Consider the following 17,651-nt stretch of genomic DNA (forward strand, 5'->3'; position numbering starts at 1 on the left):
ATAAACTTCTGTTTATTTGCTTGCGGCATTCCCTACACCATTATTCATGGTGCGGGTAATACTCTGCTATTATCATGAGGCGTGTTTATATGGACAGTAAGATCCCTAATGCCCGTTGGTTTCGCGTTATTGTTCCAATAATGATTGCTTGTATTATTTCTTTTATGGACCGGGTAAATATTAGTTTTGCATTACCTGGTGGTATGGAAAGTGATCTGGCAATTACCAGTCAAATGGCTGGTTTAGCGGGCGGTATTTTCTTTATTGGTTATTTATTTCTACAAGTACCGGGTGGCCGTATTGCGGTTCATGGCAGCGGCAGAAAATTTATTGCTTACTCTCTTTGTGTTTGGGCCGTCGTCTCGATTCTGACCGGTTTTGTCACTAATCATTATCAACTGCTATTCCTGCGCTTTGTGCTCGGGGTGTCAGAAGGCGGCATGCTGCCAGTGGTGCTGACTATGGTCAGTAACTGGTTCCCGGAACGCGAAATCGGCCGGGCCAATGCTTTTGTTATGATGTTTGCCCCAATTGGCGGCATGTTCACCGCACCGCTATCGGGTTTCATTATTAATGCTCTGGACTGGCGTTGGCTGTTTTTCCTCGAAGGTTCACTGTCAGCCGTGGTGCTGGTGATGTGGTGGTTTGTTATCAGTGACCGACCAGAGGAAGCCAAATGGTTGTCGGCAAGGGAGCGCGATTATCTGGTGACTGAGTTGGCGCGGGAACGGGCTGAACGGATGCTCGATGCTCCGGTGACCAATGCGCCATTAAAGGCGGTATTCCTGAATAAAGGCTTGATGAAACTGGTCGCACTGAACTTCTTTTATCAGACCGGCGATTATGGTTATACCTTATGGCTGCCGACCATCTTGAAAAACCTAACCGGCGGTAATATGGCTTCCGTCGGTATTCTGGCGATTTTACCCTTTATTGCCACCACTGCCGGTATCTACCTCATTTCTGCCTTGTCGGACAGAACCGGTAAGCGCCGGCTGCTGATTATGGTTTCCCTGTTCTGCTTCGCCGCCGGTCTGGTGACGTCGGTGATTTTCCGCCACAACGTACTGGTCTCTTACTTGGCACTGGTGGTGTGCGGTTTCTTCCTCAAAGCCGCAACCAGTCCATTTTGGTCAATTCCGGGCCGTATCGCGGTGCCAGAAGTGGCGGGTGGCGCACGCGGGGTGATCAATGGCTTAGGCAATCTGGGCGGTTTCTGCGGCCCGTATCTGGTAGGTGTGATGATTTTCTTCTATGGACAGAGTGCGGCAGTTTGCATGCTGGCAGGCTCCCTGATTATTGCGGGATTGATAACCTTAACCCTGCCGAAAGAGTGTGATGTTGAAGTTAGCACGGCGGGGAAGGGCATCGCTGACAAAGGTTTGGCTAAAGCTAAACGCGCTTAAGCCGTGGTGGGGTTTTGGTGGATAACCACTATGCCCCGCCATTTATCACCGGAGAATTTCATGAATCTACAACAGCAATTAGCTCGCTGTCAGCAGCATCAACAACTACTGCAATTGCCTCATTTTAATCATGAAACGGCCTGGCGGTTGGGTGAGAAAATAAAGTGTCAGGCTGAGCGGCAAGGCGTGGCTCTGGCCATCGATATCACGGTAAATCGTCAGACACTGTTTAGTTATGCCATGTTGGGGACTAGCGCTGAAAACCATGACTGGCTGCGACGTAAACGCAATGTGGTAGAGCTACTTAATACCAGCTCTTATGCCGCTGGCTTGATGTTACAGCAGCGTCAAACTTCACTGGAAGCACGCTATGGTGTCAGCTTGCGGGATTATGCCGCCTTGGGCGGTGGCTTTCCGTTACAGGTTCAACAGGCTGGTGTGATTGGTAGTGTGAATGTGTCCGGCGCCCCCCATCTGGATGATCACAATCTGTTGTTACAGGTATTGGCAGATTTTATCGGCCTGCCTCTGGGCAGCATTGAACTTTTAACACCCTTGAGTGAATAAGGAATGGCGATGAACGCGACCCTCACCCGAGTCACGCAACGTATTACTGCGCGATCGGTAGCCACCCGTACTGCCTATTTGCAACGTATCAGCGCGGCTAAGGAAAATACAGTTCGCCGTTCGCAACTGGCCTGTGGCAATTTGGCGCATGGTTTTGCGGCCTGCCAGCCGGACGACAAAATTGCGCTGAAGAACATGGTGCGCAGCGATATTGCGATTATTACCTCCTATAACGACATGCTATCGGCACATCAGCCGTATGAACATTATCCGCAACAACTAAAAGATGCCTTGCATGCGGTGGGGGCGGTCGGCCAGGTGGCGGGCGGTGTTCCGGCGATGTGTGACGGGGTGACACAAGGGCAGGATGGCATGGAACTGTCGCTGATGAGCCGCGATGTAATTGCGATGTCTGCGGCGATTGGCTTGTCACACAATATGTTTGATGGAGCACTCTATCTTGGGGTGTGCGACAAAATTGTCCCCGGTTTGTTAATGGCGGCGTTGTCATTCGGTCATTTACCGGCGGTTTTTGTTCCTGCCGGGCCGATGGCCAGCGGCCTGTCTAATAAAGAAAAAGTGCGGGTGCGCCAGTTGTTTGCGGAGGGCAAAGTCGATAGACAGGCTTTATTGGACGCGGAAGCTGCCTCCTACCATAGCGCCGGTACCTGTACTTTTTACGGTACCGCCAACTCCAACCAGATGGTGATGGAAGTGATGGGGTTACACTTGCCCGGCTCTTCCTTTATCCAGCCCAATACGCCGCTACGTGATGCGCTCACCGCCGCCGCCGCCCGTCAGGTCACGCGCCTGACAGAAACCAGCGGTAGCTATTTACCCATTGGTCAGTTGGTGGATGAAAAGGTGGTGGTCAATGGCATTGTGGCACTACTGGCGACCGGCGGTTCGACTAACCACACCATGCATTTAGTGGCGATGGCGCGCGCGGCGGGGATCATCATCGATTGGGATGATTTTTCTGAGTTATCGGAAGTGATACCACAGTTATGCCGCATTTATCCCAATGGCCCAGCAGATATCAACTATTTTCAGGCGGCCGGTGGTGTAGCGCTGCTGGTAAAAGAGCTGTTGCAGGGCGGTTTACTCCATGAGGATGTCCATACCGTGGCCGGATTTGGCTTGCAGCGCTATACCCAAGAGCCTTATCTGGAGCAGGGGCAATTATGTTGGCGTGACGGGGCGCAGCAATCGCTGGATGAAACTGTTATTGCCAGTATCGCGATGCCTTTCTCACCACATGGCGGCACCAAAGTCTTAAGTGGCAACCTGGGGCGGGCAGTGATGAAAACTTCGGCAGTACCGCGTGATCATCAGATCATTGAAGGCCCGGCCGTGGTGTTTGAAAGCCAGCACGACGTCGGTCCGGCATTTGACGCCGGCGCACTGGACCGCGATTGCGTGGTGGTGGTGCGTTATCAGGGGCCGCGTGCTATTGGTATGCCGGAGTTGCATAAACTGATGCCACCATTAGGTGTATTACTGGATCGTGGCTTTAAGGTGGCACTGGTCACCGATGGCCGTTTGTCTGGCGCGTCAGGTAAAGTGCCCTCAGCCATCCATGTGACACCCGAAGCGTATTGTGGTGGTTTGCTGGCGAAAATCCGTAATGGCGATCGGGTGCGTGTTGATGGTGTCACTGGCGAGCTTTCACTGTTAGTGGATCAAGCTGAATTGGCTGCCCGCCATACCGACTTGCCAGATATTGCTGCCTTCCACGTAGGATGTGGCCGTGAATTGTTTGGTGCATTGCGCGAACAACTTTCCGGTGCTGAGCAAGGGGCTTGTTGTATCCGTTTTTAGTCATAAAACAGGGGGAAGGGGCATCAGTAACCCTTTTTCCCCTCATATTACTTGCCATACAGATTAATCCTGAAAACTCCATTTCCACCTTGAATCAATATTACGCCGGCTATTTTCGACTATCCTTATGAGATGTCCTTTTTTCACTCATGGAGAACGCAGATGAACCGAGATAAAGAACAGCAAACCTCGCTGGATGACGATCTGACTATGCTGACCGATACGCTGGAAGAAGTGCTGCGCGCCTCGGGTGATGCAGCTGATGAAAGCTATCAAGAGATTAAAGCCCGGGCGGAAAAAGCATTAAAGGAGGTTCAGAACCGTTTGAATGGCCGCAGTGAATGCTATATCAAACGGGCGAAAGCACTGGCGTGTTGCACCGATGATTATGTGCGTGAAAAACCTTGGTGCAGCGTAGGGATAGGGGCGACTGCTGGCTTGATCGTGGGGCTATTGATCGCCCGTCGCTGAAGGATTGACGGCTGATCACTGGATCCATTACCCGGGGCTGCGGCCCCTTTATTTTTCAATTGCCACTTTGCTGCAACGCGACATAATTGCAGGCTAGCCAGTAGACACCTGTGCTGAGTGTCAGATAACACTTATTGAGTATACAAAACCATCAATATCAAATATTAGTGTGATAACTAACAATAACTTTTGAATCTGACTTTTCTTATTATTCACGCCCCGTATAATCCCACTCTTTCTGTTGATTTGCCGAGGTGGTCGTGAAACAACTTTCTGGTTTGCTGGGTGAATTACGGCAGAAATTACGTGCCGGTTTCCCTGACCAGGCAGGTATCCGGCAAATTATCGTGCCCGCACCGGGTCGAATCGGTAGCCAACTATTAGAGTGGCTGGCCGCCCAATGCCATTTCCCACAATTTTACTGGCTTCATCGCGAAGGCCATGAAGAGGCTGCGGTCTGCGGTCAAACTCGGCTCTTCAATGATATGCAAGCGGCTGACCATTTTATTCAGCAGCATCGGGATGCGAGCGGATTACGTATTTGGGGCTTGAATGCCTTTGAACCGGTGATCGTTAACCAGCATGCCGATGGCGCGCCACAGGCGCAGGCCAGTTTCCTGTTTCTGCCCCGCATTGAAATATTACGTCGGGGTGAGCAGACCTATTTAACGCTCAATTTGGCCAGCGACTTCTCCCTACAGCAAGATGCTCTGCACGCAATTAGCTTTATCGACCAACTGGTGGCTGCCAGGCCGTTGCCTGCACTTGATACTCAGGTGCAACATGCCCGCCATATGCCGGAATATCCGCAGTGGCGCCATCTTATTCAGCACGCGTTGGCTGAGATTGAGCAGCAGAAGATGGAGAAAGTGGTACTGGCGCGTGCCACCCAACTGACGCTGGATAAGCCTCTCTCCAGTGGGGCATTTATGGCCGCCAGCCGGCAGGTCAATCATCACTGTTTCCACTTTATGCTGCGTTTTGATGCGCGGCGCGCATTTCTCGGCTCCAGCCCTGAGCGCCTCTATCTACGCCAGCAGTTGCATCTGGAGACTGAGGCTCTGGCGGGCACGGTATCCAGCGCAGAAACCTCGCAGCAGGCGGCAGAACTGGCCGATTGGCTGATGCATGATGAAAAGAATCAACGCGAGAACTTGTTGGTGGTAGATGATATCTGCCAGCGATTGCAGGGCGGGGTGGCAGCAGTCGATGTAATGCCACCGGAAATCATCCGTTTGCGTAAAGTGCAGCACTTGCGCCGCTGCATTCACGCCCAACTCACCCGCGCCAGTGATACCGATTGTTTGCAGCGTTTGCAACCGACGGCGGCCGTCGCCGGTTTGCCTCGCAACGTCGCGCGGCAGTTTATTGCGCAGCATGAACCTTTTTCCCGCGGCTGGTATGCCGGTTCTGCCGGTTATCTTTCGGCAAAACAGACTGAATTCAGTGTCGCCCTGCGTTCTGCCAGGGTAGAAGAACAGCAGGTCCATCTGTATGCCGGAGCCGGCATTGTGGCAGGCTCTGACCCGGAACAGGAATGGCAAGAAATTAACAATAAATCAGCCGGGCTACGCACCTTGCTGGAAAGTCAGCCGTAGGATAATAAAATGCTGTAATTAACCGCACTCATTATGTGGGCGGATTGTGACACCTAAGCGGCAGGTGTAAACTGTGAGCACTTTCCTTACTTATAACCATTAATCAGTCACTCCGGGCTTTTTTAACAGGATGAAGCACTATCCTCATGTTGATTATCGGGGTCGCAGTGTCTGTTAACTGACTGTTGAGCGAACCATGTCGACAAGTGTTTTTAACCGTCGTTGGGCGGCGTTGCTACTGGAAGCCTTGACCCGCCACGGTGTGCGTCATATCTGTATTGCTCCCGGCTCCCGCTCGACTCCGTTAACACTGGCGGCAGCGGCCAATCCCGCGCTGGTTTGTCATACCCATTTTGATGAGCGCGGTTTGGGCCATTTGGCCTTAGGTCTGGCAAAAGCTTCCACCGAGCCTGTGGCCGTTATTGTCACTTCCGGTACTGCTGCCGCCAATCTTTATCCTGCTCTGATTGAAGCCGGGCTGACCGGTGAACGGCTGGTGTTATTGACCGCAGATCGTCCGCCAGAATTGATTGATTGCGGTGCCAATCAGGCTATTCGCCAACAAGGGCTATTTGCCAGCCACCCCGCGGTAAGCCTCAACTTACCCCGCCCGACGCCCGATATTTCTGCCAATTGGCTGGTTTCTACACTTGATAATGCGATGGCGCAATTACAGCACGGTGGCTTACACATCAACTGCCCGTTTGCCGAACCCTTGTATGGCGGTGATGAGCGCGCCTATGCCGAATGGTCTGCCACCTTAGGCGACTGGTGGCAGGGGAGCCATCCGTGGTTGCGTCAATCTTTATCGGTACCACAAGGCCAGCAAGCGGACTGGTTTTTCTGGCGACAAAAGCGCGGAGTGGTGATTGCCGGGCGGATGACGGCACAAGAGGGGCAGTTACTGGCTGAATGGGCTGATCTGCTCGGTTGGCCACTGATAGGTGATGTGTTGTCACAAACCGGACAGCCGCTACCTTGTGCTGACTTATGGCTTGGGCATCCCACCGCTAAAACTATTCTCTCGCAGGCGCAGATTGTGCTGCAATTGGGTAGCAGTCTAACCGGTAAGCGGCTGTTGCAATGGCAGGCTGGGTGTCAGCCGCAAGAGTACTGGTTGGTCGATAACCTGCCCGGTCGCCTCGATCCGGCGAATCATCGTGGCCGCAGAATTATTTCACCGGTGAATGCATGGCTGGAGGAACATCCAGCAGAGCGCCGCACGCCGTGGGCCGCTGAGCTGACCGTCTGCTCGGAGAATGCTCAAGCCCATGTGGCTGAAGCCTTGAATGAGCAATTTAGCGAAGCCGCGGTCGCGCATCAACTGGCAGAATTATTGCCAGATAATGGTCAGTTGTTTGTCGGTAACAGTTTAATTGTGCGTTTGATTGATGCGTTGGGCCAACTGCCTGCTGGCTATCCGGTTTACAGTAACCGTGGTGCCAGTGGCATCGACGGTTTATTGTCAACGGCAGCCGGTGTTCAGCGCGCAACCGCTAAGCCGACGTTGGTTATCGTGGGTGATTTATCGGCCTTATATGACCTTAATGCTCTCGCCTTATTGCGCCAAAGCTCGGCCCCTACGGTGCTGCTGGTGGTGAACAATAATGGTGGGCAGATTTTCTCGTTGTTGCCTACCCCAGAAGCAGACCGCCAGCGCTTTTATTGTATGCCGCAAGATGTGAGTTTTGAGCACGCCGCAGCTATGTTCAGTCTGCATTATGCCCGACCGGATAGCTGGCTCCAGCTCCAACAACAGGTGGCGCAATGTTGGTTGCAAGGTGGCGTTACATTGATTGAAATCGTGGTGCCGCCAAGTCAGGGGGCAGAAACACTACAACAACTGGTGCAACAGGTGGCCCAATTATGACGCTGGCTTGCCGTAAACTCGATCCCCACCCGCAGTCTCCCGCCCGGCATCATAGTGGGCCATGGTTGGTGTGGTTACATGGTTTGTTAGGCAGTGGTCTGGATTGGTTGCCGGTTGCTGAGTTATGTGGCGATTATCCCTCGCTGCTGATAGACCTGCCCGGCCACGGTAAATCGGCCGCCGAGACTACCTGTGGTTTTGCGGATATCAGCCGTCAGTTAGTACAAACGTTACAGGCTAATGGTATTCGCGAATATTGGCTGGCAGGCTACTCTTTAGGGGGGCGAATTGCGATGTATCACGCCTGCTATGGTAGCCATCATGGTTTGCAGGGCTTATTGGTCGAAGGGGGTAACCTCGGGCTGGAAAGCGCTGAATTGCGTGAAAAACGCTTGCAGCAAGACCGCCTGTGGGGGCAGCGTTTCCGCCAAGAGCCGTTGCCGCAGGTGCTGGCTGACTGGTATCAACAGGATGTATTTGCTGATTTAGACCCACAACAGCGCGAGAAATTGGTGTTACTGCGGGCGGACAATCATGGCCCATCTGTCGCTGATATGCTCGAAGCAACGTCACTCGGTCATCAGCCTTGGCTGCTACCGGCGTTACAACGGCTCACGGTCCCTTACACTTATCTGTGTGGCGATCGCGACCATAAATTCCAGCAATTGGCTGTTCAATACCAGTTGCCATTACGCACACTGGCACGTGCCGGACACAATGCCCATCGGGCGAATCCCGGTGCTTTTGCCGCGCAGGTACTTTCATTTTTATCACAGTCTTCATTTTTGTCACTCTCCCGTTAAAGGAATGCTTACTATGCTTTATCCGAGCGAAGAACAGTTGTACGCCGCTATCGACTGGCAGGATTGCTCTACTGGATTTGAAGATATTCGTTATCACAAATCCAGCGATGGTATCGCCAAGATAACCATCAACCGCCCCCATGTGCGTAACGCATTCCGCCCGTTAACGGTTAAAGAGATGATTCAGGCGCTGGCTGATGCCCGCTATGACGACAATATCGGGGTGATCATTTTGACCGGCGAAGGTGATAAAGCGTTCTGTTCCGGCGGTGATCAGAAAGTCCGTGGCGACTACGGCGGCTATAAAGACACCAGTGGCGTCCATCATCTGAATGTGTTGGATTTCCAGCGCCAGATCCGCACCTGCCCGAAACCGGTTGTGGCAATGGTTGCAGGTTATTCCATTGGTGGCGGTCATGTATTACACATGATGTGTGACTTAACCGTCGCTGCCGATAACGCTATTTTCGGCCAGACCGGGCCAAAAGTCGGTTCATTCGACGGCGGCTGGGGTGCGGCTTATATGGCGCGTATTGTCGGCCAGAAAAAAGCGCGTGAAATCTGGTTCCTGTGCCGCCAATATGATGCTAAACAAGCCTTGGATATGGGGCTGGTGAATACCGTAGTGCCCATCGCTAAACTGGAACGTGAGACGGTGCGTTGGTGTCGTGAAATGCTGCAAAACAGCCCCATGGCGCTGCGCTGCCTGAAAGCTGCCCTGAATGCTGATTGTGATGGTCAGGCGGGTCTGCAAGAGTTGGCCGGTAACGCCACGATGCTGTTCTATATGACCGACGAAGGTCAGGAAGGGCGTAACGCATTCAATGAGAAACGCCAGCCGGACTTCAGCAAATTCAAGCGTAATCCGTAATGCGCGCGGCCACGCTTTACCACTATAGCCTTCCGATGGAAGCGGGAGTGATACTGCGCCACCAGCGGCTGAAAAGCCGCGATGGGCTACTGGTTAAATTACAGCAGGGCGACCAGATTGGCTGGGGGGAAATTGCCCCCTTACCGGAGTTCAGCCAGGAAACCCTGCCTGAAGCTCAGGTTGTGACACAGCATTGGCTGCAAAACTGGGTGAATGGGGCAGAACCTGAATTTGATGCTTTGCCATCAGTTGCTTTTGGCCTTAGTTGTGCGCTGGCGGAGCTGAATCAAACGCTGCCATTAGCGGCAAATTACCGCAAAGCACCACTGTGCACCGGTGATCCAGATGAGCTATTTGCAGTGTTACAAGCACTGCCTGGGGAAAAAGTCGCCAAGGTGAAAGTCGGGCTGTATGAAGCGGTGCGCGATGGCATGATTGTTAATGTGCTGCTGGAAGCTTTGCCGGATTTGACACTACGGCTGGATGCCAATCGTAGTTGGACGCGGGCGAAAGCTGATGGGTTTGCGAAATATGTCAATCCTGAACTGCGTGCCCGCATTGCATTTTTGGAAGAACCTTGTAAAACCCGCGCCGAGTCTCGAGAGTTTGCCCGTGACACGGGGATTGCTATCGCTTGGGATGAGAGTGTGCGCGAGGCTGATTTTAAGGTTGAAGCTGAACCCGGCGTGGTGGCGATTGTTATCAAACCGACGCTGGTGGGCAGCATCAGCCGCTGTCAGCAACTGGTGCTGCAAGCGCATCAGGCGGGATTAGTGGCGGTGATCAGTTCCAGCATTGAATCCAGTCTTGGCTTAACCCAACTGGCACGGCTGGCTGATTGGCTGACACCGGATACCGTGCCGGGGTTGGATACACTGAACCTGATGCAGGCACAGTTAGTCCGTCCATGGCCGGAGAGTCCCTTGCCTATGGTGACAACCGAACAGTTGGACGTGCTATGGCACAGTTGAATGATTGGCCCTGGCAATATTCTTCTCCCTGGACTTACTCTTCTCCTTGGAAATACTGGGCCAATCTGCGACCTCAGGCGATCGCCATCCGCTCGGGGTCACAACTGATCAGTTGGCAACAATTGGCGGCTGATATCGATAGCCTGGCGGCGGGTTTTCAACTGCAAGGTGTCGTCCCCGGTAGTGGTGTGGTACTGCGTGGTAAGAATAGTCACACATTGTTGATGGCTTATCTGGCGGCATTGCAGTGTGGCGCGCGCGTTTTACCGCTCAATCCACAGTTACCTGATGCGTTGCTGGTACAGCTTTTGCCCCAGTTGGATATTGATTTTGTGCTGAACCTGGCAGCCCCGTTGTCAGCGACTCTCTGCTTCACGCCACTGGTACTTGATACCGATAACGCCGTTATGACACCGGTTGTCTGGGATAGTCTACGGCTGGCGACGATGACATTAACGTCGGGCTCTTCCGGTTTACCCAAAGCCGCAGTGCATTCGCTGGCGGCGCATCTGGTTAGCGCCGATGGCATATTAAAGCTGATGAGTTTCACCTCGACGGATAGCTGGTTGCTGTCGTTACCGCTGTTTCATGTCTCGGGGCAGGGTATTGTCTGGCGCTGGCTGAGTGCCGGGGCCACCTTGGTGGTGCAAGAGGGGATGGCATTGCATGATGCACTGGCCGGATGTAGCCACGCTTCTTTAGTTCCCACTCAGCTATGGCGGTTACTGGCAACAGATGACTTGGTGTTAACACTGAAAGAGGTGTTACTGGGGGGAGCAACCATCCCGACCACCCTGACACAACATGCCGAAGCCCGTGGCATCCGCTGTTGGTGCGGTTATGGGCTGACGGAGTCGGCCTCAACGGTTTGTGCCAAACGTGCCGATGGCTTGCCCGGTGTGGGGGTAGCGCTGGCGGGGCGCGAGGTAAAACTGGTAGCAGATGAAGTATGGATAAAAGCAGATTGCCTTGCGGCGGGTTACTGGCAGCAGGGAAAGTTGCGGCCAATAACTGACAGTGAAGAGTGGTTTCATACCCGCGATCGCGGTCTGTGGCGGCAAGGTGAACTGCATATTCTCGGGCGGCTGGATAATCTGTTTTTCAGTGGTGGCGAGGGCATTCAGCCGGAGGATATTGAGCGGGTTTTGTCACAGTATCCGGGGATACAACAAGCTTTCGTCGTGCCGATGGTTGATGCTGAATTCGGCCACCGACCGGTCGCGGTGATAGATGCTGCCGATGAGGTGGATGAGGTGAGTTTATCGGATTGGCTGATACCACAATTGGCGGTATTCCAGCGACCAATTGCGTTTTACCGTTTACCGGCGGCGCTTAAGCAGGGGGGGATTAAGGTATCCAGACAGGCGGTTATTGATTTTGTGGCTAAGTTGATTTGATTTGGTGATCGGGTTCGGTTGTTAAAGCACCGGGTAAACAGCCATCGTCTTTATCGGTAATATTCCTGATTGTGCCTCAACGTCAAAATAGAAAATCAAAACCCTGTCTTTAGGGTCTTGACCTTAAAAAGCACATTTGAGCTGCCGAGTGAAGAATGTAGCAAGGGAAATCCGGCATGGACGCCGAATTTAGGCGTCACGCGGAGGGACCCACGACAACACTGCGAAGCAGTTTTGAACAACGCTTGCGTTGGCCCGGAGGGTAGCCTCGAAGAGGCTATAATAGCCGTCCCGTCAGCGAAATGATGAGCCGAGGGTACCTGTGAAGCAGGCAGGCGATACGTGCGCAAGCGCGGGATTCCACAAGGGGGCCGCTGCCCCCTTTGGCGGTTGGTTCATCGCAGGTTAAGTTAACTCGGTGCTTTAACAACCGAACCCAATCACCGAAGCAATTAGCAACCTAACATGATCACTTAATCGATTAACAACCGAACTAATCACGAATAATGATAGATAAGCCCTAATTTAACCCTAGCGCCTTTTTAACCCCATCACCATAATCCGGGTGAACCTGAGTAAACAACGCCACCTGACGGCGCTGAATATCTTCCGGTACTTGTGACAACTCACCGGCAATGCGGGTAAACATCCGCTGATGCTCCTCTTCACTCAGCAGGTTAAACAACGCCCGTGGCTGGGAGAAGTAATCATCATCCTCACGGTGATTCCAGTGATCTGCTGCGCCTTCCAGTGTTAATGGCGGTTCGCTGAAATCAGGTTGTTCCTGGAACAGGCCAAAACTGTTTGGCTCATAAGTTGCACCATTACCACTGTTACCATCAACACGCATTGCGCCATCGCGATGGTAGTTATGGAACGGGCATTTAGCACTGTTGACAGGGATCTGATGATGGTTCACACCTAAGCGATAGCGTGCAGCGTCGCCGTAGGAGAACAGCCGGCCTTGTAACATCCGATCAGGGGAGAAACTCACCCCCGGCACCACGTTAGCCGGATTAAATGCCGCTTGCTCAACTTCGGCAAAGTAGTTTTCCGGGTTACGGTTCAGTTCGAAGAAACCAACATCAATCAGTGGGTAATCGCCGTGTGGCCACACTTTGGTCAGATCAAACGGGTTGTAAGGTGTTTGTGAGGCTTCATGTTCCGGCATCACCTGAATTTGTAGATTCCAGCGCGGGAAGTCTTTACGCTCAATAGCGTCATACAGGTCACGTTGGGAGCTTTCCCGATCAGTTCCAACCAGTTTTTCAGCCTCATCATCCATAAGGTTTTCAATGCCTTGTTGGCAGCGGAAATGGAATTTAACCCAGAAACGCTCATTGTTGGCATTGATAAAACTGAAGGTATGGCTGCTGAACCCATGCATATGACGATAAGATTTTGGCAGGCCACGGTCACTGAAATCGATCGTTAACTGATGCAGAGACTCAGGGAGTTGGGAGAAGAAATCCCACTTATAAATAGGGTTGCGCAGGTTAGTGCGAGGGTCACGTTTAACCACGTGGTTCAGGTCAGGGAATTTCAGCGGGTCACGTAGATAGAACACCGGCGTATCGTTACCCACTAAATCCCAGTTCCCTTCCTCGGTATAATATTTCATGGCGAAGCCACGAATATCACGTTCGGCATCGGCAGCACCACGTTCACCAGCCACCGTTGAGAAGCGGACAAACATTTCGGTTTGTTTGCCTATTTCTGCGAAAATTTTTGCGCGGGTATATCGGGTAATATCGTGGGTAACAGTAAAGGTACCGTAGGCACCGGAGCCTTTAGCATGCATGCGGCGTTCTGGGATCACTTCACGATCGAAATGGGCCAGTTTTTCCAAAAACCACACATCTTGTAATAGCATTGGGCCACGTCGGCCCGCAGTAACGACATTATTATTATCAACAACGGGTGCGCCCGCAGCAGTAGTTAATCCTTTCTTTTTGCTCATCATTTTCTCCAGTATGGCTGTTGAATTGATTGCTTTCTCGGGTGTTTTACAGCATTACATCGCGTCAAAAGCCTGATTGACAAAATAATAATTTAAACAACAACAAGGGGTTATTCTTTGATCTCCACACTAGTTGTAGCCTTATTGGTTGTATTCAGCAAATAGGCATACCTTATCGTTGTTATTGTTAGCATAATACGGATCTATAGCTTCGATATTTACAATCATTTGAATTACTGTGGTATTTAATCGGTTTTTGGTATGTTTACGCTGTTTTTTTTCGGTTAAACTCGGACAGGAAAAACCTGTCGGCCAGAATTTGCTCGCGGGTGACATCACGAATAACGAGAGAAAAATATGAAAAAGCATTTAATCGCGTGTGCAGCCAGCCTGCTGTTTGTGGCGGGTTCCGCCAGTGCCGTGAGTTTTAATGGTGAAGTCGGCAGTGATTACACCAATTTAGGTTTTGGCATGGGCACCAACACTGGCGGTTTGGCTATCAATGGTAACTGGGCACGTAGTGATCACGATGGTGATGTCTACGGACTGGGGCTGGGCTTCAACCTCCCCCTCGGCCCAATGATGGCAACGGTCGGTGGCAAGGGTATCTATATGGCACCGGAAGACGGTAGCAGCGGTGGTGCAATTGCGATTGGCGGTGGGTTAACCTATCCTATCAACAAATCGTTCACTCTGTACGGTGAAGGTTATTTCGCCCCGGAAGAGCTGACCAGTGGCATGAAATCCTATAGCGAAGCTAACGGTGGCTTGCGCTGGAGTGTATTCCGCCCGTTAACCGTGGATGTCGGTTACCGCTATATCAATATGAAAGGTAAAGACGGACATCGGGATAACCGTGTGGCGGATGGCGTGTATATCGGCGCAGGTTTAGCATTTTGATTATCCTTCGTCCTTGATGTTGCAGCGTTGTTGGCCGCGCTCGCTCGCCCGAATCACTGACGTGAGTCAGCTCATCGGGATTTTCTCGTTTGCCGCCTAGCTGCAACGCCAATGGCTTTGGATAATAAATTGATTTTAATGATAAATCGGTAATATTTGATTAAAAAAGGGCGCATTCCTGACAGGATATGCGCCCTTTTAATTGGGGAGGGTATTAGCCGACAGCCGGTAATGCGCCAGTCACTATCCCCACTTGAATGGCAATGACCATCACACCACAGGCAAATACCGCAGCCAGTGCTGGTTTCCCACCCCAGACCCGATAGTGCCCCTGATGGACCTTACGGGCTTTCCACGCCAGCATTGCAGGCAGCAGTAATGCCAGAACTGACAGCGCCACCGCAGCAAAGCCCAATGCCATAATAAAGCCACGCGGGTAAAACAGCGCAAACAGCAACGGGGGGGTGAAGGTGATAACCCCCGTTTGCAAGCGGCCTCGCACTGAATTACGACGTTTAAATAAGTCGGCCAGATAATCGAACAACCCTAAGGCCACACCAAGGAATGAGGTAGCCAGTGCCAGGTCTGCAAACAGGTGTACTGCCAGCTCAACGTGAGGTGAGGCCACGACATCGCGTACCGCTTGTAATAAGCCGTTCAAACCTGCCTGTTGCGCCAAAATACCGACAAAGGTATGAGAGGAAATAGCCCCAAGCGTGGTCAACTGCCAGAAGATATAGGCAACCAGCGGAATGGCGCTGCCGATAATAAATACCCAGCGCAACTTGCGAATATTGCCACCCATGTAATTGACGATACTCGGCACACTGCCGTGGAAGCCAAATGAGGTGAATATCACCGGAATAGCGGACAGTGCCAACCCTTGTTCCAGCGGCAGTGTCAGTAGGTTGGTTTTTTCGATATGCGGCATCATCAGTGCCAGCATCACAATCAGAAAAATGATTTTGGCGCTAAATAAGATGCGATTGAATAAGTCGACTGAGTGGGTACCGATACAGACCACACCGCCCGCGACCAGTGTAAACAGCAATACGCCGAGTGAGGTTGGAAACGATTGTTGCGTCCATTGGCTGATACTGGTTGCCAGTAATTCACCGGCGCCGCTGATATAGGCAGCAGTCAGGGCATACATCAGAAACATCATACTGAAACCAGTCAACCATTGGCCCCGGTTGCCAAGATAGCGTTTGGCCAAAGTACCAAGCCCGGTATCTGCCGCTTCATGCTGATAAACTTCAACCAGCAGTAAAGCGGTGTAACACATTAATATCCAAAGAGAAATAAGCAATACAAGTGTGACACCAAAGCCCACGCCTGCGGCTGCCAATGGCATCGCCAACATACCTGCACCAATGGTGGTGCCGGCAACGATAAATATACTGCCCAGAGTGCGATTCTTCACGCTTTCCTCTACTACATGACAATTTATTGGAATTATTGAGTGCAGCAGGGTAGTGGATTGCCCTGTTTGTGTCAAATGGACGTTACGCAAGATGTAAACTTATCGTTACTATGATGAATGCACTGAAAAATAGATTGTTCGCGGGGTTGTTTATTTCGATGATGGATAACCATTGTGTTTATACGGTGAGATTTATAAAGTGAATGTATTCCCGTCATACTTCAAGCCGCATGTGCGTTGGCTGCGTTCATTACTCGGCCCGTCCATGGGCCTGGCCTCTGTGAGGCCGCTGCCTGCCGCCTTCCTGCAACTCGAATTATTTAGGGTATATAAGTAACCACGGAGAAAAAAATGATCAGAGTTGAGATGTTGAGTACCGGAGATGAAGTGCTGCATGGGCAGATTATCGATACCAACGCGGCATGGCTGGCTGACTATTTATTTAATCAAGGCTTGCCAATCAGCAGTAGGGAAACGGTCGGTGACTCACTTTCGGCACTGATAGAAGTGCTGACCGAACGCAGTCAGGTTGCTGATGTGTTGATTGTCAACGGCGGGCTGGGGCCAACCAGTGATGATCTGAGCGCATTGGCTGCCGCCCGCGCCGCCGGAACGGAGCTGGTTGAACACCCGGAATGGATCGCACGTATGGAGGCTTTCTTCCATGAGCGCGGCAGGGTGATGTCGGCGACTAACCGTAAACAGGCACATATTCCGGCTAATGCTGAAATGCTGGATAACCCAGTAGGCACGGCGTGCGGTTTCGCGTTACGGCTAAATAAGTGCCTGATGTTCTTCACACCCGGCGTGCCATCAGAGTTTAAAGTAATGGTTGAACAGCAAATCATGCCACGTTTACGCCAACATTTTGATGTGGCCGAACCCCCATTATGCTTACGTATGACCACTTTTGGCCGCTCGGAAAGTGATTTGGCACAGGAACTGGACCCACTGCGACTCCCTGAGGGGGCGGTGTTAGGCTACCGTTCATCTGCACCGATTATTGAATTGAAGCTGACCGGTCCTGCCTCGCAACATCAGGCGATGGAACAGGTATGGCAGCAGGTGAGGGAAGTGGCGGGAGACAGCACCCTATTTGAAGGTACGCGAGGGTTGCCGGCATTGTTAGCTGAGCAATTGAACCAATGCGGCTTGCTACTGGCGGTGAGCGAACAATTTACCGGCGGGTTGATGAACTGGCAGTTGCAGAGTGCTGGTGTGCCATTGGCGGGCGGTGAACTGCTACCGGCGCATTGTCAGGAGACATTAGACGAGATTGCCTGCCGTGCACAATCGTTATCTATGTTGTGTGGTGCGCAAGTGGTGCTGGCGGTCGGCGCTATGCAAAATGATCACCTGAGTGTGGCTCTGTATACCCCTGAAGGAACATTTGCTCAAACAGTACGTTATCAGGCCAGCCGTCATGGTCTGCGTATTCGCCAGGAAAGCAGTGCGATGCTGGCGCTGGATATGGTGCGCCGTTGGTTGAATGGTCGCCCGGTGTGTGGTCAGCATGGCTGGTTAGATGTAGTTAAGATTTTGTAGTTAATCAATAACTCTCGATAATAAAAAGGCGCATATTTAAATTGCGCC

The 17,651-nt window shown here is 52.0% G+C and carries 14 protein-coding genes; 12 read left to right on the forward strand and 2 right to left on the reverse strand.

What is annotated here, in order from left to right:
• Nucleotides 1–89 precede the first annotated feature (89 nt).
• The 10 genes from V2A85_RS14655 (at nucleotide 90) to menE (ending at nucleotide 11,775) form a co-directional block, all read left to right on the forward strand.
• Nucleotides 90–1,406: an MFS transporter gene (locus V2A85_RS14655; protein WP_372559461.1), complete on the forward strand. Its 1,317-nt coding sequence runs from the start codon at nucleotides 90–92 to the stop codon at nucleotides 1,404–1,406.
• 60 nt (nucleotides 1,407–1,466) lie between these two features.
• Nucleotides 1,467–1,973, forward strand: a complete 507-nt coding sequence (locus V2A85_RS14660; protein WP_372559460.1) for a heme-degrading domain-containing protein — start codon at nucleotides 1,467–1,469, stop codon at nucleotides 1,971–1,973.
• A 9-nt stretch (nucleotides 1,974–1,982) separates the two neighbouring features.
• Entirely contained in the window at nucleotides 1,983–3,794 is a 1,812-nt protein-coding gene (gene edd, locus V2A85_RS14665) for a phosphogluconate dehydratase (RefSeq protein WP_420071717.1), read from the forward strand.
• A gap of 162 nt (nucleotides 3,795–3,956) precedes the next feature.
• The gene (locus tag V2A85_RS14670) at nucleotides 3,957–4,265 is read left to right on the forward strand and encodes a DUF883 domain-containing protein (protein ID WP_083158274.1); all 309 of its coding nucleotides are present in this window, start codon (nucleotides 3,957–3,959) and stop codon (nucleotides 4,263–4,265) included.
• A 260-nt stretch (nucleotides 4,266–4,525) separates the two neighbouring features.
• Entirely contained in the window at nucleotides 4,526–5,863 is a 1,338-nt protein-coding gene (gene menF / locus V2A85_RS14675; protein WP_420071718.1) for an isochorismate synthase MenF, read from the forward strand.
• A 196-nt stretch (nucleotides 5,864–6,059) separates the two neighbouring features.
• Nucleotides 6,060–7,733: a 2-succinyl-5-enolpyruvyl-6-hydroxy-3-cyclohexene-1-carboxylic-acid synthase gene (menD, locus tag V2A85_RS14680; protein ID WP_420071719.1), complete on the forward strand. Its 1,674-nt coding sequence runs from the start codon at nucleotides 6,060–6,062 to the stop codon at nucleotides 7,731–7,733.
• On the forward strand, nucleotides 7,727–8,536 hold the full coding sequence (menH, locus tag V2A85_RS14685) for a 2-succinyl-6-hydroxy-2,4-cyclohexadiene-1-carboxylate synthase (protein WP_372559927.1): 810 nt from the start codon (nucleotides 7,727–7,729) through the stop codon (nucleotides 8,534–8,536). The genes menD and menH overlap by 7 nt, the downstream gene beginning before the upstream one ends.
• A 13-nt stretch (nucleotides 8,537–8,549) precedes the next feature.
• The gene (menB, locus tag V2A85_RS14690; RefSeq protein WP_420071720.1) at nucleotides 8,550–9,407 is read left to right on the forward strand and encodes a 1,4-dihydroxy-2-naphthoyl-CoA synthase; all 858 of its coding nucleotides are present in this window, start codon (nucleotides 8,550–8,552) and stop codon (nucleotides 9,405–9,407) included.
• Nucleotides 9,407–10,378: an o-succinylbenzoate synthase gene (menC, locus tag V2A85_RS14695; protein WP_420071721.1), complete on the forward strand. Its 972-nt coding sequence runs from the start codon at nucleotides 9,407–9,409 to the stop codon at nucleotides 10,376–10,378. Before menB ends, menC begins: the two co-directional genes overlap by 1 nt.
• Nucleotides 10,366–11,775 (forward strand): o-succinylbenzoate--CoA ligase, encoded by a 1,410-nt coding sequence (menE, locus tag V2A85_RS14700; RefSeq protein WP_420071722.1) that lies wholly within the window; start codon nucleotides 10,366–10,368, stop codon nucleotides 11,773–11,775. The genes menC and menE overlap by 13 nt, the downstream gene beginning before the upstream one ends.
• 520 nt (nucleotides 11,776–12,295) lie before the next feature.
• Here menE and V2A85_RS14705 read toward each other — a convergent pair.
• Nucleotides 12,296–13,735: a catalase gene (locus tag V2A85_RS14705; RefSeq protein WP_420071724.1), complete on the reverse strand. Its 1,440-nt coding sequence runs from the start codon at nucleotides 13,733–13,735 to the stop codon at nucleotides 12,296–12,298.
• Between the two features lie 357 nt (nucleotides 13,736–14,092).
• Between V2A85_RS14705 and V2A85_RS14710 the strand changes: the two genes are divergently transcribed.
• Nucleotides 14,093–14,635 carry a YfaZ family outer membrane protein gene (locus tag V2A85_RS14710; RefSeq protein ID WP_372559453.1) on the forward strand — a complete coding sequence of 181 codons (543 nt, stop codon included), beginning with the start codon at nucleotides 14,093–14,095 and terminating at the stop codon, nucleotides 14,633–14,635.
• Nucleotides 14,636–14,849: 214 nt separating this feature from the next.
• On the opposite strand, the gene tyrP is transcribed toward V2A85_RS14710, so the two are convergent.
• Nucleotides 14,850–16,058 carry a tyrosine transporter TyrP gene (tyrP, locus tag V2A85_RS14715; protein WP_372559452.1) on the reverse strand — a complete coding sequence of 403 codons (1,209 nt, stop codon included), beginning with the start codon at nucleotides 16,056–16,058 and terminating at the stop codon, nucleotides 14,850–14,852.
• 351 nt (nucleotides 16,059–16,409) lie between these two features.
• Between tyrP and V2A85_RS14720 the strand changes: the two genes are divergently transcribed.
• Nucleotides 16,410–17,603 carry a nicotinamide mononucleotide deamidase-related protein YfaY gene (locus V2A85_RS14720; protein WP_420071723.1) on the forward strand — a complete coding sequence of 398 codons (1,194 nt, stop codon included), beginning with the start codon at nucleotides 16,410–16,412 and terminating at the stop codon, nucleotides 17,601–17,603.
• Nucleotides 17,604–17,651 lie beyond the last annotated feature (48 nt).

Source organism: Yersinia sp. 1252 StPb PI, from assembly GCF_048593885.1.
Taxonomy (GTDB): Bacteria; Pseudomonadota; Gammaproteobacteria; order Enterobacterales; family Enterobacteriaceae; genus Yersinia; species Yersinia enterocolitica_E.

Bases quoted from the DNA above. Each gene is read 5' to 3' on its own strand.
- V2A85_RS14655 (WP_372559461.1), top strand. From the start codon at position 90: ATGGACAGTAAGATCCCTAATGCCCGTTGGTTTCGCGTTATTGTTCCA.
- V2A85_RS14660 (WP_372559460.1), top strand. From the start codon at position 1,467: ATGAATCTACAACAGCAATTAGCTCGCTGTCAGCAGCATCAACAACTA.
- edd (WP_420071717.1), top strand. From the start codon at position 1,983: ATGAACGCGACCCTCACCCGAGTCACGCAACGTATTACTGCGCGATCG.
- V2A85_RS14670 (WP_083158274.1), top strand. From the start codon at position 3,957: ATGAACCGAGATAAAGAACAGCAAACCTCGCTGGATGACGATCTGACT.
- menD (WP_420071719.1), top strand. From the start codon at position 6,060: ATGTCGACAAGTGTTTTTAACCGTCGTTGGGCGGCGTTGCTACTGGAA.
- menB (WP_420071720.1), top strand. From the start codon at position 8,550: ATGCTTTATCCGAGCGAAGAACAGTTGTACGCCGCTATCGACTGGCAG.
- menC (WP_420071721.1), top strand. From the start codon at position 9,407: ATGCGCGCGGCCACGCTTTACCACTATAGCCTTCCGATGGAAGCGGGA.
- menE (WP_420071722.1), top strand. From the start codon at position 10,366: ATGGCACAGTTGAATGATTGGCCCTGGCAATATTCTTCTCCCTGGACT.
- V2A85_RS14705 (WP_420071724.1), bottom strand. From the start codon at position 13,735: ATGAGCAAAAAGAAAGGATTAACTACTGCTGCGGGCGCACCCGTTGTT.
- V2A85_RS14710 (WP_372559453.1), top strand. From the start codon at position 14,093: ATGAAAAAGCATTTAATCGCGTGTGCAGCCAGCCTGCTGTTTGTGGCG.
- V2A85_RS14720 (WP_420071723.1), top strand. From the start codon at position 16,410: ATGATCAGAGTTGAGATGTTGAGTACCGGAGATGAAGTGCTGCATGGG.